A 25,718-nucleotide genomic window follows, 5' to 3' on the forward strand; every position below is an offset into this window, starting at 1 on the left:
ATCCGGGCACAAACACCGCTACCTTGGGGCAAGGCGGAGTTTGGACACCGTCGGGGAGGGTCGCTTGCCGTCGGATGGGCTCCCGAAGAACCTGGAACCGCTGGCTGCCGGAGATCCGGCCACCATCGGCCCGTACGTGCTGTCCGGAAAACTGGGCAGTGGCGGCATGGGAACCGTCTATCTCGGCAGCATGCCGGACCGGGGCAACCAGGTAGCCATCAAGGTCATCCGCCCGGAGCTCGCCTTCGACGAGCAGACCCGGGCCCGGTTCCGCGACGAGATGGAGAACGCCCGCAAGGTCGCCTCCTTCTGCACCGCGAAGGTCCTGGACCACGGGACCTTCGAGAACCGGCCGTACATGGTCACCGAATACATCGCCGGGACCGCGCTGGCCGAGCACGTCTCGGAGAACGGTCCGCTGGACTCCTCGACACTGCACGGGTTCGCTCTGGGCGTGGCCGCGGCGCTGGCCGCCATCCACCGCACCGGGCTGGTCCACCGCGACCTCAAGCCCGCGAACGTGCTGCTGTCGCTGTCCGGTCCGCGGGTGATCGACTTCGGTATCGCGCGCGCGATGAACACCGCCACGAGCCACACCCAGACCGGTATCGTCATGGGCAGCCCGGGATGGATGGCGCCCGAGCAGTTGCTGGAGGAACAGGTCACCACCTCCGCGGACATCTTCGCGTGGGGCTGCCTGGTGGCCTTCGCCGGCAACGGCACGCACCCGTTCGGCAACGGCGACGCCATGACGCTGGGCAAGCGCGTGCTGTTCGCCGAGCCTCAGCTGGGCAACCTCGCCAGCCCCCTGGACCGGCTGGTCACCCAGGCACTGGCCAAGGAACCGGGCCGCCGCCCCACCGCGCAGGACCTGCTGCTGGAGCTCACCGGCGGTGAGGACAACAGCAACGACATGGTCTCCGACGCGCTGCACCATTCGTGGCACCCGAAGCTGCCGCCCATCCCGCCCGGACCCGGCGCACCGCCCCAGCCTCCGCAGGGCGCGCCCCAGACCGGGAGCGGGCTGCGCCGTCCTCCTCCTGGCCAGTTCCAACAGGCCGGTCCGCCGGTGCCTCCGGGCAACCAGACCGGCAACTTCGCGCACCCGCAGCAGGGGCCGCCGCCCGTGGGACCGCAGCCCGCCGCGCACCCTTCCGGTGCCCCGCAGTCGGCACCACAGCACCGAGGCGGCCCGCCGCCCGCGCAGCATCCGGCCTCCACGGGACCGATCCCGATGGTGGCTCCGATCGACCAGCAGAACCCACAGGCACAACACCACGCCCAAGCACAACACCCTCAGCACCAGCACGCGCAACAACAGCAGGCCCGACCGGCCTCGCGTCCGTACGTGCCCCCGGTACCGCCCCCACCGCACCGTCCGACCGAACCCGGGCGCCGCAGAGGGCTGTTCCTGGCGTTGGGACTGGGCGGGGTCGCGCTCGTGGCAGCAATCCTGTTCCTGCTGTTCAGTGTGCTCAACCCGGGATCGGGCCCGTTGTGGTTCGGTTCCGACGAACCCGAGGGCGAAGAGTCCGGTTCCGGTGATTCCGCCGATGAGGCGGCCCCCAGCGGTTCTCAGGAGCAGGCCGGGGACGGGCCGGTCGACTTCGAGGTCATGGCCGTCATCTGCGGTATGGACCAGGTCGGTCTGCACTCGGCGGTACGGATCGATGCGGGTGAGTACTGCGTTGTCGAGCTGGCCGTGACCAACAACAGTGACGAGACCGTACGCCTGCAGTACGAGAACCAGGTCATGCACACCGACAAGGCCGAAGAGACGGCGCGCGCGCCCTCCGACGCCGAAGCGGACGCGCCCTTGTGGGGTCCCGCCATCCAGCCCGGTGAAGAGGTCACAGGGCCGGTGGTCTTCATCATCCGCAGCGACCAGACCCCCGAACGGCTCCTGCTGTCCGCCGAGGACCTTGCCGAGGACGAGCTCCCGGGCGAGAACCCCGAGCGCTACGAGGAGGTACCCATCGGCGACCTCGTGGAGCACTCCGAGGAGTACGAGTTCGGCGGGTACTGAGGGACCCTCGTCCCTACGGGAACGGGGCCCGGCCGCCGATGCGACCGGACCCCGTCCGTGTGCGGGAGCCTACTCCCACTCGATGGTGCCCGGGGGCTTGCTCGTGACGTCGAGTGTGACGCGGTTGATCTCCCGGACCTCGTTGGTGATCCGGTTGGAGATCTGCGCCAGGACGTCGTAGGGCACCCGCGACCAGTCCGCGGTCATGGCGTCCTCGCTGCTGACGGGGCGCAGCACGACCGGGTGTCCGTAGGTACGGCCGTCGCCCTGCACACCGACCGAGCGCACGTCGGCCAGCAGCACGACCGGGCACTGCCAGATGTCGCGGTCCAGGCCGGCGCGGGTGAGCTCCTCGCGGGCGATGGCGTCGGCCTCGCGCAGGATCTCCAGGCGCTCACGGGTGACGTCACCAATGATGCGGATGCCCAGGCCGGGACCGGGGAAAGGCTGGCGCCACACCATCTCGGAGGGCAGCCCGAGCTCCTCGCCGACCTTGCGGACCTCGTCCTTGAACAGCTCGCGCAGCGGTTCGACGAGGGTGAACTGCAGGTCCTCGGGCAGACCGCCGACGTTGTGGTGCGACTTGATGTTCGCGGTGCCGCTGCCGCCGCCGGACTCCACGACGTCGGGGTAGAGGGTCCCCTGGACCAGGAACTCGACCGGGCTGCTCCCCTCCCCGCTCTCGGCGACGACCTCGCGGGCGGCCTGCTCGAAGACGCGGATGAACTCGCGGCCGATGATCTTGCGCTTCTCCTCGGGATCGCTCACATCCGCCAGCGCGGAGAGGAAGCGCTCCTGGGCGTCGACCACCTTGAGCTTGGCGCCGGTGACGGCCACGTAGTCCTTCTCGACCTGCTCGGCCTCACCCTTGCGCAGCAGGCCGTGGTCGACGAAGACGCAGGTGAGCTGCTCGCCGACGGCGCGCTGGACCAGGGCGCCGGCGACCGCGGAGTCCACGCCGCCGCTCAGGGCGCAGATGACGCGCTTGTCGCCGATCTGGCCGCGGATGCGCTCGACCTGCTCGTCGACGATGTTGACCATGGTCCAGGTGGGACGGCACCCGGCGCCCTCGTACAGGAAGCGGCGCAGCATCTGCCGGCCGTGCTCGGTGTGCAGCACCTCGGGATGGAACTGGACACCGAACAGACCCCGGTCGGCGTCCTCGAAGGCGGCGACGGGGGCGCCTGCGGTCCGTGCGGTGGTGACGAACCCTGCGGGGGCCTCGACGACGGAGTCACCGTGCGACATCCACACGAGCTGCTCGGACGGGGTGCCCTCGAAGAGCACCGAACCGGACTCGACGGTGAGCTCGGTGCGGCCGAACTCGCTGAGGTCGGTGCGGGCGACCGTCCCGCCCAAGGCGCGGGTCATCGCCTGGAAGCCGTAGCAGATACCGAAGGTCGGGACCCCGGTCTCGAACAACTCGGCACCGACGTCGGGGGCATCATCGGCGTAGACCGAGGAAGGCCCGCCGGAGAGGACGATGGCCTTGGGTTTCTTGGCGAGCATCTCCTCGACCGGCATGGTCGAGGGGACGATCTCGCTGTGCACGTGCGCTTCCCGCACCCGCCGCGCGATCAGCTGCGCGTACTGCGCGCCGAAGTCGACGACGAGGACGGTGTCGAACGTGGTGTCAGCACCAACGGACACGACGGAGGACCTTCCGCAGGAGTAAAAGGATCTCCCCCGATTCTAGGGTGTGCGACGTGCTCAGGGGTTCACTCGCGGATGTGCGCTCCGGCTCAACCCTGGCCGGGTCCTCCGGCGAAGCCGTGGGGGTTGGTGGACTGCCAGCGCCAGCTGTCGGCGCAGGCGTCGGCGACCGTGAACCGGGCCTTCCACCCGAGGTCGTGACCGGCGGCGGCGGGGTCGGCGTAACAGACGGCGATGTCGCCGGGACGGCGCTCGGTGACGCGGTAGGGCACGTGGACCCCGGTGGCCTCCTCGAACAGGCGCACGCACTCCAGCACGGAAGTGCCGCGCCCGGTACCGAGGTTGTAGACCCGGTGCCCGGCACGGTCGGCGAGGTGGTCCAGGGCCGCCACGTGGCCGCGGGCGAGGTCGACCACGTGCAGGTAGTCGCGCACCCCGGTGCCGTCGGGGGTGTCGTAGTCGTCGCCGAACACGTTGAGGTGCTCGCGGCGCCCGGCGGCGACCTGCGCGATGTAGGGGAAGAGGTTGTTGGGCACACCCTGGGGGTCCTCGCCGATGAGACCGCTGGGGTGCGCGCCGATGGGGTTGAAGTAACGCAGGGAGATGATGCGCAGCGACGGGTCGGCCGCGGCCAGGTCGCGCAGCATCTGCTCGATGAAGAGCTTGGTGTTGCCGTAGGGGTTGGTGCTCTCCAGCCCGGCGCTCTCGGGGATCGGCACCGTGTCGGGGTCGCCGTAGACGGTCGCCGAGGAGCTGAAGACCAGGTCGCGCAGTCCGAACTCGCCCATGACCTCGGCGAGGGTGAGGAGCGCGTCGAGGTTGTTGCGGTAGTAGCGCAACGGCTGGGCGACCGACTCCCCCACCGCCTTGAGCCCGGCCAGATGGACGACGGCGCCGACCTCGTGGGCGGAGAGCACTCGGCGCAGGGAGTCGGGGTCGGTGCAGTCCGCGTGGTGGAAGGCCACGGTACGGCCGGTGATGCGCTCGACGCGGCGCAGGGCCTCCTCGTGGCTGTTGACGAGGGAGTCGGCGACGACGACGTCGTGCCCGGCCTCGAGAAGCTCGACGGCCGTGTGGGTGCCGATGTATCCGGCACCGCCGGTGAGCAGCACGTGCATCGTTGGGTCCCCTCGCTCGTGGCCGGGTGGTGGCCTTGTCGGGTGTCCGGCGGCCCGCGGACGCCCCCAGCATAGGACGCGCCCCGACCGGGCCAGGGGTGAGCCCCGCCACCGGCCCCTCGGGGCACGGGCGCGGTCTCGTACCGGGTACGGGACCGCACGGGCGGCGGAGGCGGGAACGAAGCCGTACCGGCCTCCGGCGGCGGGAACCGGCCCGGTCGTGTCCGCCCGGTCACCCCGGTTCCCGCGTTACGGTCGGTCGGGGCCGGAGCGGTCCTTCGGCCACGACCACCAGGAGACGACGATGAGCGCCCGGTTCCAGGAACTCGACTGGCGTCCGACCCCCATGGGAGAACTCAGCCTGCGCCGCCGCTACGACCCGCTCTTCCGGGCCGAGGTGCACGAGATCAAGCTCGGGGAGGAGTTCCTGATGTCGAGCCTGTTCACCGTGGCCGAGATCGAGATGGCCCGGTCGGCCCTGGCCGAGGCCCAAGGCACGGACCTGCGGGTGGCCGTGGGCGGCCTGGGTCTGGGATACACCGCGCAGGCCGTGTTGGAGTCCGAGGCGGTCGGCTCCCTCGTCGTGGTGGAGGCCTTGGCCGAGGTCATCGACTGGCACCGTCAGGGACTGATCCCCCTCGGCCCCGAACTGGTGCGGGATCCCCGCTGCCAACTGGTGCACGGGGACTTCTTCGCCATGGTGGGGGCGGGGTGNTGGACATCGACCACTCACCGAGCCACGTGCTCCACCCCGACCATTCCTCTCTCTACGGCCCCGAAGGGCTGCGGCACCTCAGGGACGAGCTCCTGCTGCCCGGCGGTGTCTTCGCCCTGTGGTCCAACGAGGCACCGGACGAGGGTTTCACCGACCTGCTGCGGACCGTGTTCGACCGGGCGAGGGCCGAGGTGGTCAGCTTCCCCAACCCGATCCAGGAACGCGATTCCAGCAACACCGTCTACCTCGCGGTGGCCCCTGGCGCCGGGGCCGGTGACTGAGCGGGACCTCAGCGGCGGGTGTCCAACCACAGCACCTGCGGGTCGTGGTCGCTGACCTGGTCGTGGAACTCGGAGTTGATCCGCGCGATGCCGTAGTCGACGCGGTCGGCCAGTCCGTCGGACACCAGGATGTGGTCGAGGGCCTGCGAGTTGCCGTCGAACACATAGTTGTACTGCTCGTCGGCGTCGAGGCCGGTCATCGGGTTGTACAGCGGGCCGTCCCCGGTGAGCACCTCCAGCGTGCGGGAGAACTGGAAGTCGTTGAGGTCGCCCATGACGACGAGGTGCGCCTCCGGGTCCACCGACAACAGCTCGTCGGCGAACGACCGCACGACCTCGGCCTGGTCGTTGCGCTGTGGTTCGGTGACCCGCTCCGGAGGCTGGTTCACGCCGTGCAGTGCCTCGTCGGAGCCCTTGGAGCTGAAGTGGTTGGTGACCACGTACAGGTCGCGGTCCTGCGCGCGGAAGTGGCCCACGAGCGGCTTGCGGGTCTCCTTCCACGCCTCGTGCTGCGGGTCGATACGGCCCGGGGACACACTCAGCTCGGCACCGCTCGCGCCCTCCTCGACCTCGACTGCGGTCGTGGCGTCACCGCCCCCGACGTCGACGAAGTCGGCCTGCTCGGGGTCGAACAGGAACGCGTTGCGGATGTTGCCGCCGGGCACACCGCCGTCAGCGTTGTCCTCCGGGCTGATCTGGCGCCACTCGTACTCGGGGCCGCCCCGGGCGGCGATGGCCTCCACCAGACGGTCCAGCGTGGCGTCGGCATCGACCGTCCCGTCGTCGGTCTCGCTGCTGTTGTCCTGGATCTCCTCCAGGCCGACGATGCCGGGGTTGCCGAGCGAGGCCACGAAACCCTCGGCGATGCGGTCGAAGGCTTCCTGTTCGTCCGCGGCGCCGAGGTTCTCGACGTTGTAGGTGGCCACGGAGACCTCGTGCGGTTCGGCCTCGCGTACCGGTTCGCGTTCCAGGTCGCCCGGTACGTGCTCACCCATCTCGGTGGCGCGGACCAGGTACCCGCCGAACCGGCCGTAGTAGACCGGCCCCTCGATCGCGCCGGACATCGTGTCGCCGACGTTCACCTTCGGGAAGGGTTCCTCGTCGTGGTCCACGAGCGACTCGACCTTCACCCGTCCGGCGTTGGGGTCGTCGTAGGAGGAGTAGACCGTGCCGCCGTTGGCCGACGGGTTGTGCTCGGGGCGGGTGGTGACCCAGAACGCATCGTGGGCGTCGGTGGGGGCGACCACGGGGGCGTCCTCCACGCGCACGCGCATGTGTTCGTGGGCGGCCCAGAAGTCGAGAGCGTAGGTGTGGGGCTCGAGTTCGCGGTCGGTGATGTCGCCGCCGGGTTCGGGCGCGTACCCCTCGGGGATGGTGTCCTCCGCCAACAGGACCGCCTCGGGCAGGTCGTTGCCCTCCGAGACGATGGCCCAGCTGCCCTGATCGAGCTGGGTGATGGTCTGCGCGTTCTCCTCCGGGCGGTATTCGCTCACCCGCCCGGACGCGAGGATCTCGTCCCCGACGCGCACCTCGGGGGTGTCCTCGCCGGTGAAGACGAACAGGCCCTCGCTCGTGCGCGGGTCGCCGTCGCCCCCGGTGTCCTGGAACCAGAAGCCCCGCGCGCTGCCGGACCCGGCGACCGCGGTGACCACACCGGGGACACCGTCGACGAGCTCACCCACGAGCGGGGACCGACGGGTGGTGCCCTGGACGTCGTGGATACGCACGCCGCCGGGCTCGATGGGATCGGACGAGGCCCCGTAGACGCCGCCGACCTCAGGGGCGGGGGCGTGGCCGTTGTCGGCGGAGGCGGGCAGGGCCGAGGCGAGGCCGGCTCCGAGGGCGAGCGCCGCGGCGGCCGACAGGGGGACGGTCAGCGGTCTTCGGGGGGTGGGGAATGTTCGTGGCACGCCTTCGTCACTTCCCAGTGCGTGGGGACAGCGGGCCCGCACATCATGCCTTTCCCCGGTGTCCGGGGGAAGGCCCCGAAGTGAAGAACCGGGGCCGTGTGCCGGTGTCGGCGTGATGCGCCGAGGGGCGGGCGGGCTCCGGTTCACGGGTTCGCGCCAGGAGTTCCGGGGGCCGGCCGTCATCCGGCGGAGGCACCGGTCCCGATGATGGATCTCCGCCCGCCCCGCTCGGCCCGCCTCAGGGCTTGCGTGCCACTCCGCAGTACTGGTCCATCCCGCGGTGGCTGCCGACCTCGACGGGACGGGGCCGCCACAGAGGGCAGGGGACGACGCCGGGGTCGAGGAGCTCCAGGCCCTCGAAACGTGCCGCGATGTCCTCCGGGCTGCGCAGCAGGTAGGGCACGTCGCCCTGCTTGTTGCCGACCTCGATGGCCTGGTTGTAGGCCTCGCTCGTGTTGCTGCCGTCGTAGCTGGCCAGGTAACTCCCCGAGGGCAGTGCATCCATGAGCCGGCGCACGACCGGCAGGACCTCGTCGTCCGGGACGTGGCCCAGGATCCCCATGAGCATGAGCGCCACCGGCTGGTCGAGATCGAGGGTCTGGGCGGCGCTCTCGATGATCTTGCCGGGGTCGCGGAGGTCGGCGTCGATGTAGTCTGTGGCGCCTTCCTCGGTCCCGACGAGGAGCGCGCGGGCATGGGTGAGGACGAGCGGATCGTTGTCCACGTAGACCACACGGCTCTCGGGGGCGACGGCCTGGGCCACCTCGTGGGTGTTGTTGGCCGTGGGCATGCCGGTCCCGATGTCGAGGAACTGGCGGATGCCGGCCTCCTCCGTCAGGTGGGTGACGGCACGGATCAGGAACTCGCGGCCACCGCGGGCCAGGTCCGTGATCTCGGGAAAGTGCTCGGCCACCTGGTCACCAGCGGCGCGGTCGACGGGGTAGTGGTCCTTGCCGCCCAACCAGTAGTTCCAGATGCGGGCCGAGTGGGTGCGGGTGGTGTCGATCTGCGGGCCGTCGGGCATGGGAGGTGCCTCGTTTCATGGGGGTGGGCGGGATCAACGTGGTGGGGACGAACGCGTCGTCGGGAGAGGACCACGCGCCACGCATAGTAGTGCTCCCGGGTAGGACCTGGCACCCGGGCCCGCCTCCGAAACCCCTGTGTTCTCGGGGGTTCCCCTCCTGCATCCCCGGACGGTCGGCGCTGACAACCGTCGCCAGGGGTACGTCCGGGGCTACAGCAGATCGGTTGGTCGAGCCCGGCACTGGTGGCGAGATCGGCCATGCTTGGGCTTTTCCCGAGCCGCGCACACGCCGGCCTGCCCCGGCCGGGCTGGGCTCGGCGCTCCGACGAACACCCACCGCACCAACCACACGGCCCCATACCCTCACGTGAACCTCGGCACCACTCGCGACCCATCCCTCACAAGGTTCTCCCACCAGGCCACCCCGCGCGGTCACAACCGCGGGTCCACAGGCTCACTCTCCAACGCCAGCGCCGCGAACACCGGCTGGGGGACCCGCCNCCGAGCTTGTGCTCGCGCATCGCCATGCTGTTCTTACGGTCCAGGTTCCGGTGCTTCTTCAGCACCTCCAACCGCTCGGGATCGGTGTAGTCCGAGCCGTAGATGATGCGCAGGTACTCCGGGCCACGCACCTTGAGTCCGGGCTGGGCCAGACCCTTGCGCCCACGCGCGCGGGCGCCCAAGACGGGTTTGACGACCGCGCCCTCTCTCCCGGCGGCGACCAGGTCGGTCCACCACACGGCCGCGGCGTCGCAGTCCTGCGGGTCGGTGGTGTCCACGACACGGTAGCGGGTGGGGCGCACCATGTCGCCGGACTCGGCCAGTTTCTCGGCCATGGCCATGTGCCAGAGGTGATCGGCGTCGGTGTACTCGCGGCCCTCGGAGGCCAGCACCATGAACGGCGCGTACTGGATCCCGGCGGCACCGTCGGTGTCCCAGGTGTAGCGGCGGTAGACGCGGCTGAAGGCCTCCATCTGGTCGATACGCCGGTCCACCGTGTCCTCGAGGCCGCCGACGTCCACGCCGCGCGCGGCGGCCGCGGCGAGGGCGTCGCGGGCGGCGGGCAGTGACGCGCGGGCGGCCGCGCCCACGGAGGCGTACTGGTCGCGGATCAACCCGCGGGCCTTGGCCGACCAGGGCAGCATCTCCCCGTCCAGGGCGATCCAGTCGGTGCCGAGGAGGTCCCACAGGCCGGCATCGGTGACGGCCTGCCGCAGCCGGTCTACGATCTCGCGACTCACCTCGGGGTCGGAGAAGAACGGTCGGCCGGTGCGGGTGTGGACCACGCCGAGCTCCCCAGGAACGAATCGGCGTTCCGCGGCGGCCTGGTCCCGGCACAGCACGGCCACGGCTCGGGAGCCCGTGTGTTGCTCCTGGCACACGACCTGGTCGACGCCGGAGCCGCGGTAGGACGCGAACGCCTCGGCCGGGTGTTCCAGGAGCGCGGGCGAGGCCGCGGTGGGCGCGGGCGCCGTGGTCGGCGGCAGGTACAGCAGCCACCGCGGGTCGGCGGCGAAGCGGCTCATGGCCTCGAGCGCGGCCAGGGTGCTGCCCTCGTCGGTGCGCACGGTGCCGTCGGGGGTCTCCACGTGCAGGCCGGGCCGGGAGCCACCCAGCCCCAGGTCGCCCGCGTCGACCACCGGGGACGCCGACTCGTCGGTGGCGGTCTCGAGCATGGCGGGGCGCACCGGCTCGAACCAGGTCTGTCCAGCCGGCACGGCGACGGTCTCCCGTTCCGGCCAGCGCAGGGCAGTGAGTTCTCCGCCGAACACACACCCGGTGTCGATGCACAGCGTGTTGTTGAGCCATTCTGCGCGGGGCACGACGGTGTGCCCGTAGACGACGGCGGCCCGCCCCCGGTAGTCGCGTGCCCATGGCAGGCGCACGGGCAGGCCGTACTCGTCGCTCTCACCGGTGGTGTCGCCGTACAGCGCGAAGGACCGCACCCGCCCGGAGACACGCATGTGGTAGGTCTCTTTGAGCCCGGCGTGGGCGATCACGAGCTTGCCGCGGTCCAGGACCAGGTGGCTGGCGAGGCCGTCGCAGAAGGACAGCACCCGCTCGCGGAACTCGGGGGCCTCCTTCTCCAACTGCTCCATGGTGCGGTCGAGCCCGTGGGTGAGCCGGGCGGTGCGGCCTTCGAGGACCCGCACGAGCTTGTTCTCGTGGTTGCCGGGCACACACAGGGCGTCCCCGTCGTCGACCATGTTCATGGCCAGTCGCAGGACCCCCGGGCTGTCAGGGCCTCGGTCGACGAGGTCACCGACGAACACGGCGGTGCGGCCCTCGGGGTGATGGGCACCGACGGGGCGGCCGTCGGTGCCATGGGTGAGTTCGTAGCCGAGGCGCCGGAGCAGGGCCTCGAGTTCCTCCCGGCATCCGTGCACGTCACCGATGACGTCGAAGGGCCCGGTGAGCTCGCGGCGGTCGGGCCGGGCCCGTTCGAGGCCGATGCGCACGTCGTCGATCTCCTCGGGGCCGCGCAACACGTGGACCTTGCGGACACCTTCTCGGCCGAGCCGTTCGAGGCTGCCCTTGAGGTCGCGCCGCTGGCGGCGGATCACGTGCGCCCCGAAGTCCCGTCCGGGCCGTTCCTCGTTGCGCTCGCGGGCGAGGCCCTCGGACACGTCCAGCACGATCGCCGTGGTGAGGACGTCGTGGGCCTTGGCGATACGGACCAGCTCGGCGCGGGCGTGGCGCTGCACGTTGGTGGCGTCGACGACGGTGAGCAGGCCACGACGCAGCCGGATGTCGACGATGGTGTTCAGCAGGGCGAACGCGTCGGCGGTCGCGGACTGGTCGTCGGGGTCGTCGCCGACCCGGGCCCGGCAGTCGTCGGAGCTGACGACCTGGGTGGGCAGGAAGTGCCGGGCCGCGAAGGTCGACTTGCCCGATCCGGAGACACCCACGAGGAGGACGAGCCCCATGGCGGGCACCCCGAGCACGCGCGGCTCGGTGCCGGTGGTGTCGGTGGTCATGTGCCTGCTTCCTCCCGTGGGGTGGCGCGGATGAACACGGCCATCTGGGTTGGGGCCCCGGTTTCGGGGTGCTGCGGGCCGACGGGCAGCCGTCGGACCGTGTACCCGTAGGTGTCGGCGACCCGGTCGGACCAGGCGGCGAACTCGGCGCGGCTCCACTCGAAGCGGTGGTCGCCGTGGCGGAAGGCGCCCTCGCCCAGACTCTCGTCATGGGTGTTGTACTCGGCGTTGGGGGTGGTCACGACGACGACCCGGGGTGCGGCTCCGCCGAGGACGACCTCCTCCATGGCGGGCAGGCGGGAAGTGTCCAGGTGCTCGATGACCTCCATGAGCACTGCGGCGTCGTACCCGTGGAACCGGCGGTCGCGGTAGAGCACCGAACCCACGAGCAGTTCCGCTCGGCTCTCCTCCACGCGTGCGAGGGCGTCGGCGCTGACGTCCACACCGGTGACGCGGCGCAGCGCGGATTCGCGGGTGAGCTGTGTGAGGAGCCTGCCGCTGCCGCAGCCGAGGTCGATGACGCTCTCGGCCTGCTCGGCCCGCAGGACGGCCAGCACCGCGCCGGCGCGCTGTTCGGCCGGGTCGGGACCTCGCTCCTCGACTGCCGGGTCGTCCTCGGCCCGGGTACCGGGGGATTCCTCGGCCTCGCACAGGCGTCCCAGCGCGGTGCGGACGTAGCGCTCACGGCGATCGAGGAGGCGGCGGGTGATCCAGGAACGCTCGGGGTGCGTGGCCAGCCATCCGGGCTCTTCGGCGTCGTCGCCGGCGGCTCCGCCGGCGCGCAGGAGTTCCTCCACCTCGCTCTCGTCGACCCAGTAGTGCTTGCGGCCGCCGTCCATGGCGGGCAGCAGCACGTACAAGTGGTTGAGGGCCTCCGACAGGCGGAGGGTGCCGGTGAGGGTGAGCGACAGGTGGTGGGAGTCGCCCCAGCCGGGCAGGCCGGGGTCGAGCGGGACGGGTTCGGCCTCCACCGACCACCCGAGCGGCTCGAACAGGGCGCGGGCGCGCTCGGGCCCGGGACGGCACGGCACCGCGGGTAGGTGCAGCTCCAACGGGACGGGGGTGCGGGCGAGCTCGGGGCGCTGCTCGCAGTGACCGCGCAGCGCCGTGCGCATCACCCGGCCGAGCGCGACCGTGAACAGCGAGGACGCGGCGTAGGGCCGGTCGTTGACGTACTGGGCCGGCGCGGAGTCGGGTGCGCTCACGGACGTACGGGTACGCAGCAGCGCCTGCGGGTCGACCTCGAGGAGGAGCGCGGCGGTACAGCGTTCCGCCCCGGCCTCGGGGTAGAACACGTGCGCGGTCCCGAAGGACTGATCGAAGCGCTGCGCCCGCTCCGGATGCTTGTGCAGCAGGAAGCCGAGGTCGCTCGCGGGTGCGGTCGGGGTCTGCGTGGTCGTGATCGTGAGCAGCACATCGGCATTCTCACGGAGATCCACGCTCGGACACCAGTGCTTTTCCTTCCCCTGTGGACGGGGTCGGCGGGCCGACGCGGCTGAGGCCCTGCTCTAGAGCTCGTGGCGCGGGTCCTCGCCGACGGTGTCGTGGGCGGCGGGGTCGACACCGAGCTCGGCCATGGCACGGGCGGTCTCGGCGCGGGGCGCGCCGAAGAAGGACCACGGCAGGTCGCAGGCGTATCGGCCGACGGAACCCAGGTGCCAGCGGGCGGGCTCGGACATGCCGGCGCGGTGGAAGGCCCAGCCGAACAGGTGGTGGGCCTGCGCGTCGTAGACGTGGGGGACGGCGTGCTCGGCCCAGGACCGGGCGAGGTCGAAGAGCTCCTGCAGGGGCTCGCCGTGCAGGCGGCCCAGGCCCAGATGGGCGATCTCGGGGCTCTTGCCCTCGGCGACCAGGCGTTTCTCTTCCCCTCGCAGGTGTTCGGCGTGGGCCAGGGCGAGCACGGAGGGCAGCGGGTCGCCCCCGGGTGCGACGTCGGCGGAGGCTCCGGCGCTCGCGAACATCTCCTCGGTGGTGCCGCCGCGGGTGGGCGAGAGAGTGCGCACGCGGGTCATGTGTGCGGGGAGGAGCGCGGGGGCGCGGTCGGTGATCTCGCGCCAGAGACGGTCCTTCTCGTCACGGTCCGCGCTCAGCCCCATGGCGACCGTCTGCAGCGCCGCCCAGGGTGCGGCGTCGTCGGGGCGCAGTTCGGCGGAGGTCTTCAGGGGGATCCGTACCTCCTGGAGGGCGGCCTCCAGGCCCTTGCGGTCGGCACGGGAGGAACCGGGGCGGCGTTGGGCGCCGGCGAGCAGGGTCTGGCCCACCCACAGGAGCACGTCGGCCTGGTCGGCACCGTCCTCGGCGAGTTCGGCGACGTCGCCGAGGTGCTGCACCGCGGCGCGGCCGAGCGCCTCGGCTGCGTGGACCCGGGTGTGGGGATCGTCGCGGGTGTCGGCGAGCAGCGTGAGGCCGGGGGCCAGATCGCCTTCGAGGACGGCTTCGCAGACGGCGCGTACGGCCGGATCGGTCCCGTACCCAGCAGACACCAGGAGCTCATCGATGTCGGTGCCGCGCAGCACCCTCTTCCGATTCCAACCGAAACGCCACATGTCACCGAGCTTAGGGGGTGGAGGGGAAGGCCCGACCAGGCCTCGGTCGAAGGGGTACCGAACAACAGCCTTCTCTCCGGTGGCTTCCGGTGGACGCGCCGATACACCAGGAGTTGACACCGGTGTCGGGGGAAGGTCGGAACGGAGGCCTCTCGTACGGATCGGGGAGCTCGCGAAACGGACCGGGGCCGGGGGAACGCTGCCCGCCGGCCTTACTACGCCGGCTCACCGCGGAACGCGACCGCATCGACGCCCAGGCGGAGGAGCTCGCCCGCGTACGCCAGACCCTGGACGGTCTGATCAACGCCACGCAGGAGGCCATGCGTGGCACCCGCCCCGCACCTGAACAGCTGATATGTGTTCGGCCCCGGTGGGCGGCCCGGAGCAGGAGCCCCGCGGCCGCCCTGCCCGGTGCGCACAGGACGGGCGCGCGCACCGGGGGCCGGTCAGCCGGTGTGGGCACCGGCCTCGGTCCCGATCCGTTCCTCGGGGGTACCGGAACGCTGGGCCACGCGGTGGTTGACCACGTGCAGGACCAGCAGCACCGCACCGAGCGCGGTCCCGGCGAGCACGAACCAGTAGTGGTGCACGTCCAGGGACAGCGCGGCCTGGAGGAGTCCGGCCCACTCGGGGGCGATCATCACCAGCAACGCGGCCAGGATCAGGGCGAGGCGTTCGAGGACCATGACCTTGCGCAGGAAGAACCCCTCGATCGCGACCGCCGATGCCGCCAGGGCCACACACCCGGTCACCACGGCGATGACCACGTCGATGACGGGGCCGTCCAGAGCCATGAGCGCCGAGTAGGCCATGAGGATCGGGATGAGGTAGAGGCCCTTGGCGACCTTCCACGCGGACGCACCCGAGCGCATGGGCTTGGACTCGGCGATCCCGGCGGCGGCGAAGGCGGCGAAGGCGACCGGCGGGGTGACGTTGGAGTCCTGGCTGTACCAGTACACGATCATGTGCGCGACGATCAGGGCCAGTCCGAGCTCCTCCAGGGCGGGCCCGGCCAGGATCACCAGCACCACGTAGGAGGCGGTCACCGGCAGGCCGATACCGAGGACGAGCGAGGCCAGGGCGACCATGACCAGGGTCAGCAGCAGGCTCCCCGCGAACGCGGTGACGAGCACGTTGGAGAAGACCAGGCCGAGTCCGGTGAGGCCGACCATGCCGACGATGATGCCGGCCACGGCGCAGGCCACCGACACCGCGAGGGTGTTGCGGGCGGCGATGACGAAGACCTCGAGGAAGTCGCGCGTTCCCAGGCGGCTGCCGGCCCTCAGCATCGCGACCACGAGCAGGGCGCCGCAGGCGTAGAGGCCGGCCTGGGCGGGGTGCACGTAATTGAGCAGGAGCACGATGAGCAGCACGAGCGGGGCGAGGAAGTGCCAGCCGGCCTTCATGACGCTCCGGAACCGGGGGATCTCGTCGGCGCGTAGGGCATCGACCCCGTGCTTGCGGGCGAGGATGTCCACGAACAGGAACATCACGCCGAAGTACATGAGGGCGGGGACGATGGCGACCTTGACGATGTCGGCGTAGGGGATACCGAGCCGGTCGGCCATGATGAAGGCGCCCGCACCCATGATGGGCGGCAGGATCTGGCCACCGGTGGACGAGGCGGCCTCCACGCCCGCCGCGTCGTGTTTTCTGTACCCGACCTTCTTCATGAGAGGGATGGTGAAGGGCCCGGTGGTGACGACGTTGGCGATGGCGCTGCCGTTGATCGACCCCATCATGGCGCTGCCGAGCACCGCGCCCTTGGCAGGTCCGCCGACCATGCGTCCGGTGAGCACGTAGGCGAGGCCGACGAAGAAGTTGCCGCCGCCGGTCTTGGACAGGATCGCGCCGAAGAGGATGAACACGAACACGAACGTGACGACCACGCCGAGGGTCATCCCGTAGATACCGTCGTTGCCCAGATAACTGTGGGTGGCGATGCGCTGGAGGGTGGCGCCCGTGTGCGCGAAGTCGCCGGGGATCAGGGGCCCGAGCCAGGCGTAGTACATGAACAGCGACACGAGGACGACCATGATCCATCCGACGGCGCGGCGGGTGGCCTCGAGCAGCACGAGGATCCCGAGCAGGCCCATGATCCAGTCGATGTCCTCGTAGCCGCCGGCGCGGGAGGCCAGCTCGGCCTGGAAGACGATCGGGTAGAGGCTGGTGACCACGGCCAGGCCGATGGCGGTGAGGTCGATGCCGACACCGAGGATCTTGCGCGTGCGGTTGCCGGCAGTGTCGAGGGTGTTCCCGTCCTCGTCCTTGGCCGTCTTCAGCGGCGGCATGATCAGGAACACCAGCAACATCACGAACATCAGGTGCACGAGCCGTTGCTGGCGTGCGTCGACACCGGCCGCCAACGACACGTAGAGCTGGAAGGCGGTCAGGGCCGTGGCCAGCACGAGCACGAGCAGGCCCACGGTGTCGGCGGTGCGGCCGCTCCCCCAGCGTTCGGAGGCGATGCGGCGCCAGAGGGGCGGGAGTTCGGCGTCGCGCCCCTCGACCTCGGGGAGTGCGGATGTCTCGCCCTGGTCCTGTCTCGGACTGTCGATCATGGTCCACCTCGAGTGGTCGGGCAGGGTTCGGGGTCGTTCGGGGTCAGCAATCGGGTTGGGGGCCGCCGTCGAGCCACAGGTGCAGGGCGGAGACACGGACCGGTTCGACAGTGACGGGGGGGCCCCNGGCCCCTGCCAGACACGGGGACAGTTCCACCTCGGTGCCGGGGACCCGCAGCCGGTGGTCGACCTCTGCGGAGCCGACCCGTAGGACCATCTCGGTGCCGATGTCGCGGTCGAGGTCCTCCACGACCCACCACTGCCCGTCGGCGCGGCCGGTGCCCTCGCCGGGAATCTGCCCCATACCTGCACCGAACTGGCGCAGCCGGGTGGCGTCGACGACGAGCCTGCCGTCCTCGACGAGGAGGTCCTCCTCGATGGGCAACCCGTCGATGGAGTGGGTGTAGGCCACGGTCAGCGCCTCCCCCTCGGCCAACGGCAGGTGCCCCAGGGTCCGATCCTCGTCACTGACACGCAACGCGGTCCGGGCGGGCCAGAGCAGGGTGGCCAGAGCGGCGACGGCCAGGACGGAGGCCGCCACCGCCCCTGTCCGCATCCACGGCGACCGGAGCATCAGCCCTGGATGTCCTCGGAGAGCTCGACGCCCTGCTCCTCGTAGAAGCGCTGGGCGCCGGGGTGCACGGGGACGGGCGCGTTCTGCACGGTCTCGGGCACCATGTACTCCTCGCCTGGAGCGTAGGCACCGACGACGTCGTCGATGTTGTCGAACACGGCTTCGGTGATGTCGTAGGCCTGGTCGTCGTCGAAGTCCTCCGAGACCACGAGGGCGTTCCATGTGGCGACGGTGGTGACGTCCTCGTCGACGCCGGGGTAGGTACCGGCCTCGATGGTGTGCTCGGTGTAGTCGCCCTCGCCCTCGACGATCTGGTCGAGCTCCTCCTCGCACATGGAGATCATCGCGATGTCGTCGGTGGTGCCGAGCTCGACGATGCCGGAATGGCCCTCACCGACGACCCAGGATCCGGCGTCGAGTCGGCCGTTCTGCAGGGCGGTCGCGGTCTCGGAGTAGCCGAGCTGGTCGATCTCGACGTCGCTCTCGTCGATGCCGAGGCTCTCGAAGACCTGGTTGGTGGTGGTCTCGTTGCCGCTGCCGATGTCGCCGACGGAGTAGCGGGTCCCCACCACGTCGGAGAAGCACTCGTAGCCCTCGGACTCGGCGGTGGAGTCCAGGGTGACGGCGTGGAAGACGTTGGGGTAGAGCACCGCGAGAGTGCGGGTCCGGATCTCCTCGCCCTCGAAGTCGGCTCTACCGGTGATGGCCTGGTGGGCGGAGTCGCCTTGGACCAGGGCCAGGTGGGAGTCGCCGGAGTCGATGAGGCGGATGTTCTCCACGGAGGCGCCGGTGGCCTCGACCGAGGCCTGGTGGCCCTCGGACTCACTCTCGATGATGCCGGCCAGGACCCCTCCGATGGGGTAATAGACACCGCTGGTGCCGCCGGTGGCGATGCTCAGGTTCTCGACGGGTCCGTCGGTGTCCTCGGCAGGTTGTGAACAGGCGGACAGCAGGAGGATGCCGGCGGGGATCGCGGCGGCCTTCAACACGGAGCGACGCATGGTCTGGAGTCCTCTCGGAGGGGCGGACGTTCGACGGGGGTGTGGCGGGTACCACTCCGTAGTCGGGAACCTAACCGCCATACCCCGGCATCCGTGGGCCCAGCACCAGGATTTGAGCCTCTTCTGAGGTCGTGGCCCAGCGGTCAGGGCATGTCCGGTGGATGCCGAGTGCCTTCCGGGCATGTCCTAGGGTGGCGCCATGCAACGGGCCCCCTCCCCGCGCCCCGACAGAGCGCTCCTGCCGGTCTGCGCCGCGCTGGTGCTCACTCTGGCACTGACGCTCTCCCACCCGGGGGGCGCACGTGTGCTGCGGGTGACGGTCGGCACGGGCGGCCCCGGCGGGGTCTACCAGGTCTACGGCGACGGGTTGGCCCAGGTCACGACCGCCTCTCCGAACACCGAGATCTCCACGCGTGTGACCGGCGCGAGTGTGGAGAACCTGGAACTGGTGGCGCGGGGCGAGCTCGACGCGGCCTTCACCCTGGCCGACGTGGCGGCGCTGGCGGGGGGGGGGCNACGACAACCACACCCACGTGGTCGTGCACCGGGACGCGCCCCACGAGGAGGTCGCCGACCTGGAGGGGACGACGGTGTCGGTGGGCGCGCCCGGTTCGGGCACCGAGATGATGGCCGAACGCCTGCTCGGGTCGGCCGGGCTCGGCGAGGACGCCGACGGCCCCGGGGTGGACCGGCGACGGCTGGCGATCGAGGACTCCGCCGGCGCCCTGGCCGCGGGTGAGATCGATGCGTTCGTGTGGTCGGGCGGGTTGCCCACCCGCGCCGTGGCCGAACTGGCCGGGCAGACGCCGATCCGGCTGCTGGACCTGTCGCAGCACGTGCCCGAGCTCGTGGAAGGCTACGGCGAGTACTTCTCCGAACTGCCCGTGCCCGCCCGCACCTATCCGGGGGTTCCGGCAGTGCGCACGATCGGGGTGCCGAGCATGCTCGTCGTCTCCGCGCACATGCCGGACGAGGACGCCCGGGACCTGACCCGGGTGCTGTTCGAATCACGGGCGGACATGAGCCTCATCCACCCGGTGGCACTGCACCTGGATTCGCGTTCGGCGATCGCGACACGGCCTGTTCCACTGCATCCGGGGGCGGCCGGTTACTACCGTTCGATCAAGTACGCGCACGACTCGTGGACGGTCCCCGCATCGTCGGAAAACTGACGCGCGCATCGATACCGTGCGGGTCCGCGGGGCCGAGCGTGAGGCTCCCGCCCTGCATCTCCAGCAGAGTGACCACGATCGACAGCCCCAGCCCGGAACCGCCCCGGCCGCCGTCGCGCCAGAACGGCCGGGTGGCCCCGGCCAGCTGTTCGGCCGGGAGCCCGGGGCCGTCGTCGACCACCCGGACCGTGGCCGGCGCCTCCACCAGGACCCGGATGTGCGCCCCGGTGCCGCCGTACTTGAGGGCGTTGTCGATGAGGGCGTCCAGGGCCTGGTCGAGGGTGCCCTCCACGCAGTGGACCGTGGCCGTACCGTCGCCCCCGCACTCCAGACGGGCCCCGGCGCGTTCGGCGATGGGCTGCCAGGCGGCGACCCGGTCCTCGGCGACCCCGCGCACGTCCTCCTCCACCAGCGAGTGGTCGGTGTCCTCGGTACGGGCGAGGGTGAGCAGGCTGTCGCAGATACGGGTGAGGCGGTCGACCTCGTCCAGAGCGAGGCGGTGTTCACGGGTTCCGGCCTCGGGCAGGTGGCGGCCCAGGGACTCCACCCGCAGACGCAGCGCTGCGAGGGGATTGCGGACCTGGTGGCCGGCGTAGGCGACGAAGGTGCGCTGGCTCTCCAGCATCGAGGTGATGGTGTCGGCCATCCGGTTGAAGGACTCCCCCAGGCGGCGCAGCTCCAGGGGCCCGTCGCCCACGGGTACACGTGCGTCGAGGCTGCCCTCGCTGACGGCACGGGTGGCCTCGTCGAGGTCGTCGATGGGCCGCAGGACCCACCGGGTCAACGGGCCGGCCGCGATGATCACCACGGCCAGCACGGACAGGGCCACCACCCACACCCCGAGCCACCGGAGCAGGATCGCCCGGCGCAGCCCTCCCGTGGGCGAGGCGGTCACGACCACACCCACGATCTCCCCGGAGCCGACCGGCTCGGCGACCACGAGCGGGTCGGTGCTCCAGGGCCACACGACGGTGTCCGCCCCCGACCGGCCCCCGGCCAGCGCGGTGCGCACCTCGGCGGGCAGGTCCGCGGGTGCCCCGCCGACGACCTCCTCCAGTCCGGTTCCGCCCAGTCCGGATCGGGAGGAGGCCACGACGCCGCCGTCGCGGTCCAGGACCACACCGGCGACCCCGTAGAGCTCGTCGTAGGCGGCCAGTTCCCCGGACAACGTGCCGGCCGAGCCGGTGAGCACACTCGGTTCGGCCAGACCGGACAGGCGGGCGGTGTCGTTGATGCGGTCGAGGAGCATCTCGGAGGTGCCGCGCGCCGCGATGCTCCCGCACAGGGGCAGAGCCAGGCTCAGGCAGGTGACCACGAGCAGGGTCACGTACACCGTCCTCACACGCCGGCGCATGCGGGTCAGGAGCGTCCGGTCGCGGCGGCCCCGGTCGGGGAGAGCCGGTAACCGACCCCGCGCACCGTCTCGATGAGGCCCGCCACCCCGAGCTTGGAACGCAGGGTCCCCACGTGCACCTCGAGGGTGCGCAGCGTGCCCGGCCAGCTGGTGCGCCACACGCGCAGCAGGAGTTGTTCACGGGTGACCACCGCGCCCTCCTCCCGGGCCAGTACCGCCAGCAGGTCGAACTCCTTGCGGGTGAGTTCGATGGGCCCGTCGGCATCGGCGACGGTGCGTGCGTCCAGGTCCACGCGGAGAGGCCCTACCCGCAGGGCCGGGTCGTGGCGGCGCCGGGTGCGGCGCAGCACTGCCTCCATGCGGGCGCACAGCTCCTCGACGGCCAGGGGTTTGGCCACGTAGTCGTCGGCCCCGGAACGCAGGCCCCGGACCCGTTCGCTTCGGCGGCCGCGCGCGCTGACCATGATGATCGCGGTTTCCCCGAAGTCGTGCCGCTCGCGCAGGAGCGCGCACAGTTCGAGGCCGTCCATGTCGGGCAACCCGAGGTCGAGCAGGACCACGTCGGCCGGGGCGGCCTCGAGGGCATCGGCCGCGGTGCGCACTTGCGCGACCTCGAATCCGTTGCTCTCCAGGGCCCCGGCGAGAGCGTCAGCGAGGCGGACGTCGTCCTCGACGAGCAGCACCTTGATCATGGCGTCCGGGCCCTCCGGGTGCGGGGCGCGGTGTGTCGCTACCGCGCCCCCGGGTGGTGTTCCCTGCACACCCTAGAGGTGGTGCTGTGGCGCGGGCCACAGCGGGCCGCCGACTCAGCCCCGGCGCACTTCGGCCTCCGGAACGATCTCCGGAGCACCGTGCTGCACGGCGTCGGCCTCCTGGTCGGTGTCCTGCTCCTGCGCAGCGCGTTCGGCCTCGATACCCTTGCGGTAGTACTCGACCTCGCGCTCGACCTGCTCGTCGGACCATCCCAGCGGTTCGGCCATGAGCCGGGCGGCCTCCTCGGCGGCGGCGATCCCGCGGTCCCAGGTCTCGAACGTGATGCGGGTGCGGCGCGTGAGCACGTCGTCGAGGTGACGGGCGCCCTCGGCCTCGACCGCGTAGACGACCTCGGCACGCAGGTAGTCCTCGGACCCCTCCAGCGGGTACCCCAGATCGGGCCGCTCCTTCACCAGGGCGAGCAGGTCGCGGGTGTCGGTGCCGTAGCGGCGCAGCAGGTGGGAGATGCGCGAGACGTGCAGCCCCGAGTCGTGGGCGAGGGTGTGGCGCTGGTTGACCAGGGCCTGGTAGCCGGAGGCACCCGCGAGCGGCAGCTTGTCGGTCACCGAAGGCGGCAGAGCACCGCCCAGGCCGTGCGCGACGGCGTCCACCGCGTCCTTGGCCATGACGCGGTAGGTCGTGTACTTTCCGCCGGCGATGAGCACGAGACCGGGCACCGGGTGGGCGACGGTGTGCTCGCGGGAGAGCTTGGAGGTCTCGTCCGATTCCCCCGACAGCAGAGGCCGCAGCCCCGCGTAGACCCCTTCGACGTCGTCGTGGGTCAACGGGGTGCGCAGGACCTTGTTGAGCTCGTCGAGCACGTAGTCGATGTCGGTGCGGCTGGCGGCCGGGTGGGCCTTGTCGAGGTCCCAGGGGGTGTCGGTGGTGCCGATGATCCAGTGGCGGCCCCACGGGATCACGAACAGCACGCTCTTCTCGGTGCGCAGGATCATCCCGGAGGAGGCCTGGACGCGGTCGCGCGGCACGACCAGGTGGACGCCCTTGGAGGCGCTGACGTGGACCTGCCCGCGTCCGCCGACCATCTCCTGGATCTCGTCGGTCCACACACCCGCGGCATTGACGACCTGGCGGGCGCGGATCTGCTTCTCCCCGCCCTTCTCCAGGTCGGTGACGGTCGCGCCGACCACGTGCTCGCCCTCGCGCAGGAACCCGACGGCCTGCACCCGCGAGGCGATGTGCGCGCCCAGACCCGCGGCGGTGCGCAGGACCGTGGTGACGTAGCGGGCGTCGTCGACCTGTGCGTCCCAGTACTGGACGGCACCGGCCACGGAGTCGCGCTTGAGCGCGGGGAACACGCGCAGCGCTCCGGACTGGGAAAGGTGCCGGTGCGTGGGCAGCCCGCGGTTGTTGCGCGAGGTCTGCGCGAGCGTGTCGTAGAGCGTCACACCCGCACCGATGTAGAAGCGTTCCCAGTGCTTGCTGAAGGGGAAGAGGAACGGCACCGGGCGGACCAGGTGCGGCGCGATGGTGCTCAGCAGCAACCCGCGCTCGTGGAGGGCCTCTCGGACGAGCTCGAAGTCGAACTGCTCCAGGTAGCGCAGACCGCCGTGAACGAGCTTGCTGGATTTGCTGGAGGTACCGGAGGCGAAGTCGCGTGCTTCGATCAGCCCGGTCGAAAGACCGCGCGATACAGCGTCCAGTGCGATACCCGCACCGACGATGCCCCCTCCGACGACGAGGACGTCCAATTCTTCTTCCTCGTCGGCCATGGACGCGAGTGCTGCGTCCCGGCCCTTGGGCCCCAGCCACGTGGTCGCCATGAGGTAGTCCCTTCGACTCGACAGGTGTTTTGAGGGGCGCCTACCCACCCCGCGTCCCGTCCACCGGACTGTGCTGGATCAGGCTACCCACGCCACATGGGGCACTTCAGACACACACGCCGCTGACCTGCGCCGATACGCCTCGTCTGTGTCTTACCCCACCCGAAATCGGCACTTTCGGGCTTCGAGGTCGAAAAACGACCCCCTGAACCCGCCCTCATCTCAAGAGGCGTCCGCGTAGGCGTGTGCGTAGGCGAGCACGTCGGTCACGTACTCACCGGAGCGGTTGTATTCCAGCACCGCGGCCTCCCAGTCCTCGCCGGTGGTGAGGTCGCGCTGGTCGGCGCACAGGTAACGCGCCGCCGCCAGGGAGGCGTCGTCGATGCTGTGCGGGTCGGCTTCGCCCTCCTCCGACGGCTCGGCCCAGCGCTCCCAGGTCTCGGGGACGAACTGCATGGGACCCACGGCACGGTCCCACTCGGTGTCGCCGTCGTACTCCCCTCCGTCGGTGTCGGGGATCGCCTCGGTGCCGCCGGTGCCGTCGAGGGGGATCCCGATGACGTCGACGGTCGTGGTGCCGTCCTCACCGATCTCCCCTCCCGCGAACGTGCCGTGCCGGGTCTCGATGAACCCGATCCCGGCCAGAGTGGGCCAGGAGAGTTCACAAGCGGGGATCTCCCGATTGACCACGAGCTGGGCGCCGGCGTACCCCTCCAGGGCGCGGGGCGGGATCCCGGTGTCGTCGGCGACCTGTTCGAGCCAGGCGCCGTCGGGCCGGGTCGAGGCCTCCTCGGGGGCTGACCTCTCGTCCGCGGTGGCCTCGTTCTCCCCCATGACCTCCGCACGTTCGGGCGGACCGTCGAGTTCGCTGTGCGGCGGGGTCTCGATGGTGCCGTCCGAGGGCTCCACGGGCGCGCCCACGGGCGGCTCCCACTCACCCAGGGCGGTGGAGACGCGGTCGGCCACGTAGAGCACGCCCCCGGTGAGCACCAAGCACACCACCAGGGCCACACAGGCCGTGATGACCGGCCCCCGTCTCTTGCGAGCGGTTCCGGATGTGCTGCCACCCATGCATGTCCTCCATCGGGGGTCGAGCCCTCGGCCGGGATCGGAGGCGGATCAGCCGTGGGGGTTGACCACGACCTCGACTCGCTGGAACTCCTTGAGGTCGCTGTAGCCGGAGGTGGCCATCGTGCGACGCAGGGCACCCATGAGGTTCATGGAACCGTCGCTGCTGGAGGCGGGCCCGTGCAGGATCGACTCCAGGCTGCCGACGGTGCCCACCTCGACGCGGTGGCCGCGGGGCAGCTCGTTGTGGTGGGCCTCGCTGCCCCAGTGGAAGCCGCCGCCGGGCGCCTCGGTGGCGCGTGCGAGCGGGGAACCGACCATGACGGCGTCGGAGCCGCAGGCCAAGGCCTTGGCGATGTCGCCGCTGCCGCTCATGCCGCCGTCGGCGATGACGTGCACGTAGCGGCCACCGGACTCGTCGAGGTAGTCGCGGCGGGCTGCGGCGACGTCACCGATGGAGCTGGCCATGGGCACTGCCACGCCGAGCACCGAGCGGGTGGTGTGGCCGGAACCGCCACCGAAGCCCACGAGCACACCCGCGGCGCCGGTGCGCATCAGGTGCAGGGCTGCGGTGTAGGTCGCGCAGCCGCCGACGACCACGGGCACGTCCAGGTCGTGGATGAACTGCTTGAGGTTGAGCGGCTCGGCCCGCCCGGACACGTGCTCGGCCGAGACGGTGGTGCCGCGGATCACGAAGATGTCCACCCCGGCGTCGACGACGGCGCGGTGGTACTGGGCGGTGCGCTGCGGCGACAGGCGGGCAGCCGTGACCAGGCCGGTGCTGCGGATCTCCTCGATCCGGCGACCGATGAGCTCCTCCTGGATCGGTGCGGCGTAGATGTCCTGGAGGCGCGCGGTGGCGGCCTCCTCATCGAGCTCGCGGATCTCCTGGAGCAACGGGGTGGGATCCTCGTAACGGGTCCAGAGCCCCTCGAGGTCGAGAACACCGAGGCCGCCCTGCCGGCCGACCGCCGTCACCGTCTCGGGTGAGGCGACGCTGTCCATGGGGCTGACGACCAGCGGCGTATCGAACCTGTAGGCGTCGATCTGCCAGGTGAGCGACACCTCTTCCGGGTCACGGGTCCGTCGGGCGGGCACGATCCCGATCTCATCGAGCTCGTAGGCCCGGCGCCCGTTCTTACCCAGCCCGATCTCCACCTGAGCCAACGCTTCGATCCCCTCTGACGTGTGTCACCGGTCCTG

Annotated in this window: 16 protein-coding genes and 3 pseudogenes; 4 read left to right on the top strand and 15 right to left on the bottom strand. The window is 70.9% G+C overall.

The genetic code is table 11. The features are described 5' to 3' along the window. Positions 1 to 64 precede the first annotated feature (64 nt). Entirely contained in the window at positions 65 to 2,026 is a 1,962-nt protein-coding gene (locus D473_RS0119025; RefSeq protein WP_017610639.1) for a serine/threonine-protein kinase, read from the top strand. A 69-nt stretch (positions 2,027 to 2,095) separates the two neighbouring features. Here the strand turns inward: D473_RS0119025 and guaA are convergent, their stop codons facing one another. After that, positions 2,096 to 3,676, bottom strand: coding sequence for a glutamine-hydrolyzing GMP synthase (gene guaA, locus D473_RS0119030; RefSeq protein ID WP_017610640.1), 1,581 nt, complete (start codon positions 3,674 to 3,676; stop codon positions 2,096 to 2,098). Between the two features lie 92 nt (positions 3,677 to 3,768). Then, positions 3,769 to 4,797, bottom strand: a complete 1,029-nt coding sequence (galE, locus tag D473_RS0119035; protein ID WP_017610641.1) for a UDP-glucose 4-epimerase GalE — start codon at positions 4,795 to 4,797, stop codon at positions 3,769 to 3,771. Between the two features lie 304 nt (positions 4,798 to 5,101). On the opposite strand from galE, the pseudogene D473_RS25840 reads away from it, so the two are divergent. Then, positions 5,102 to 5,793: pseudogene (locus D473_RS25840) on the top strand (spermidine synthase). 8 nt (positions 5,794 to 5,801) lie between these two features. Here D473_RS25840 and D473_RS0119045 read toward each other — a convergent pair. The 8 genes and pseudogenes from D473_RS0119045 to D473_RS0119080 all read right to left on the bottom strand — a co-directional run bounded on the left by D473_RS0119045 (position 5,802) and on the right by D473_RS0119080 (position 18,387). Further along, on the bottom strand, positions 5,802 to 7,703 hold the full coding sequence (locus tag D473_RS0119045) for an endonuclease/exonuclease/phosphatase family protein (RefSeq protein ID WP_017610644.1): 1,902 nt from the start codon (positions 7,701 to 7,703) through the stop codon (positions 5,802 to 5,804). Between the two features lie 238 nt (positions 7,704 to 7,941). After that, on the bottom strand, positions 7,942 to 8,727 hold the full coding sequence (locus D473_RS0119050) for an SAM-dependent methyltransferase (RefSeq protein ID WP_017610645.1): 786 nt from the start codon (positions 8,725 to 8,727) through the stop codon (positions 7,942 to 7,944). Positions 8,728 to 9,159: 432 nt separating this feature from the next. After that, positions 9,160 to 11,705, bottom strand: a pseudogene (locus D473_RS25845) (polynucleotide kinase-phosphatase). Next, entirely contained in the window at positions 11,702 to 13,120 is a 1,419-nt protein-coding gene (locus D473_RS0119060) for a 3' terminal RNA ribose 2'-O-methyltransferase Hen1 (RefSeq protein ID WP_026127107.1), read from the bottom strand. The pseudogene D473_RS25845 and the gene D473_RS0119060 overlap by 4 nt, the downstream one beginning before the upstream one ends. A gap of 93 nt (positions 13,121 to 13,213) precedes the next feature. Further along, positions 13,214 to 14,251: a hypothetical protein gene (locus D473_RS26960; protein WP_051043138.1), complete on the bottom strand. Its 1,038-nt coding sequence runs from the start codon at positions 14,249 to 14,251 to the stop codon at positions 13,214 to 13,216. Between the two features lie 446 nt (positions 14,252 to 14,697). Continuing rightward, a complete protein-coding gene (locus D473_RS0119070; RefSeq protein WP_017610648.1) occupies positions 14,698 to 16,812 on the bottom strand; it encodes a TRAP transporter permease in 2,115 nt (704 codons plus the stop codon). Positions 16,813 to 16,855: 43 nt separating this feature from the next. Beyond that, positions 16,856 to 17,386 carry a DUF1850 domain-containing protein gene (locus D473_RS0119075; RefSeq protein ID WP_017610649.1) on the bottom strand — a complete coding sequence of 177 codons (531 nt, stop codon included), beginning with the start codon at positions 17,384 to 17,386 and terminating at the stop codon, positions 16,856 to 16,858. Then, the gene (locus D473_RS0119080) at positions 17,386 to 18,387 is read right to left on the bottom strand and encodes a TAXI family TRAP transporter solute-binding subunit (RefSeq protein ID WP_017610650.1); all 1,002 of its coding nucleotides are present in this window, start codon (positions 18,385 to 18,387) and stop codon (positions 17,386 to 17,388) included. The genes D473_RS0119075 and D473_RS0119080 overlap by 1 nt, the downstream gene beginning before the upstream one ends. Positions 18,388 to 18,586: 199 nt before the next feature. Between D473_RS0119080 and D473_RS28560 the strand changes: the two are divergent. Beyond that, positions 18,587 to 18,841, top strand: a pseudogene (locus D473_RS28560) (TAXI family TRAP transporter solute-binding subunit); the annotation flags it as partial. A gap of 79 nt (positions 18,842 to 18,920) precedes the next feature. Then, positions 18,921 to 19,559 (top strand): TAXI family TRAP transporter solute-binding subunit, encoded by a 639-nt coding sequence (locus D473_RS25850; protein ID WP_017610652.1) that lies wholly within the window; start codon positions 18,921 to 18,923, stop codon positions 19,557 to 19,559. Here the strand turns inward: D473_RS25850 and D473_RS0119090 are convergent. The 5 genes from D473_RS0119090 to D473_RS0119110 all read right to left on the bottom strand — a co-directional run bounded on the left by D473_RS0119090 (position 19,510) and on the right by D473_RS0119110 (position 25,673). Next, on the bottom strand, positions 19,510 to 20,913 hold the full coding sequence (locus D473_RS0119090; protein WP_033353634.1) for a sensor histidine kinase: 1,404 nt from the start codon (positions 20,911 to 20,913) through the stop codon (positions 19,510 to 19,512). The genes D473_RS25850 and D473_RS0119090 overlap by 50 nt on opposite strands. A gap of 5 nt (positions 20,914 to 20,918) precedes the next feature. Continuing rightward, positions 20,919 to 21,605: a response regulator transcription factor gene (locus D473_RS0119095; RefSeq protein ID WP_017610654.1), complete on the bottom strand. Its 687-nt coding sequence runs from the start codon at positions 21,603 to 21,605 to the stop codon at positions 20,919 to 20,921. Between the two features lie 114 nt (positions 21,606 to 21,719). Beyond that, positions 21,720 to 23,447 carry a glycerol-3-phosphate dehydrogenase/oxidase gene (locus D473_RS0119100; protein ID WP_017610655.1) on the bottom strand — a complete coding sequence of 576 codons (1,728 nt, stop codon included), beginning with the start codon at positions 23,445 to 23,447 and terminating at the stop codon, positions 21,720 to 21,722. A gap of 222 nt (positions 23,448 to 23,669) precedes the next feature. Further along, a complete protein-coding gene (locus D473_RS0119105; RefSeq protein ID WP_017610656.1) occupies positions 23,670 to 24,518 on the bottom strand; it encodes a lytic transglycosylase domain-containing protein in 849 nt (282 codons plus the stop codon). Positions 24,519 to 24,566: 48 nt separating this feature from the next. Beyond that, positions 24,567 to 25,673: a GuaB3 family IMP dehydrogenase-related protein gene (locus D473_RS0119110; RefSeq protein ID WP_017610657.1), complete on the bottom strand. Its 1,107-nt coding sequence runs from the start codon at positions 25,671 to 25,673 to the stop codon at positions 24,567 to 24,569. Positions 25,674 to 25,718: the final 45 nt, after the last annotated feature.

It is taken from the genome of Nocardiopsis xinjiangensis YIM 90004, from assembly GCF_000341145.1.
Classification (GTDB): Bacteria; Actinomycetota; Actinomycetes; order Streptosporangiales; family Streptosporangiaceae; genus Nocardiopsis; species Nocardiopsis xinjiangensis.

Bases quoted from the DNA above. Each gene is read 5' to 3' on its own strand.
- galE (WP_017610641.1), bottom strand. From the start codon at position 4,797: ATGCACGTGCTGCTCACCGGCGGTGCCGGATACATCGGCACCCACACG.
- D473_RS0119050 (WP_017610645.1), bottom strand. From the start codon at position 8,727: ATGCCCGACGGCCCGCAGATCGACACCACCCGCACCCACTCGGCCCGC.
- D473_RS26960 (WP_051043138.1), bottom strand. From the start codon at position 14,251: ATGTGGCGTTTCGGTTGGAATCGGAAGAGGGTGCTGCGCGGCACCGAC.
- D473_RS0119070 (WP_017610648.1), bottom strand. From the start codon at position 16,812: ATGATCGACAGTCCGAGACAGGACCAGGGCGAGACATCCGCACTCCCC.
- D473_RS0119080 (WP_017610650.1), bottom strand. From the start codon at position 18,387: ATGCGTCGCTCCGTGTTGAAGGCCGCCGCGATCCCCGCCGGCATCCTC.
- D473_RS0119090 (WP_033353634.1), bottom strand. From the start codon at position 20,913: ATGCGCCGGCGTGTGAGGACGGTGTACGTGACCCTGCTCGTGGTCACC.
- D473_RS0119095 (WP_017610654.1), bottom strand. From the start codon at position 21,605: ATGATCAAGGTGCTGCTCGTCGAGGACGACGTCCGCCTCGCTGACGCT.
- D473_RS0119100 (WP_017610655.1), bottom strand. From the start codon at position 23,447: ATGGCGACCACGTGGCTGGGGCCCAAGGGCCGGGACGCAGCACTCGCG.
- D473_RS0119105 (WP_017610656.1), bottom strand. From the start codon at position 24,518: ATGGGTGGCAGCACATCCGGAACCGCTCGCAAGAGACGGGGGCCGGTC.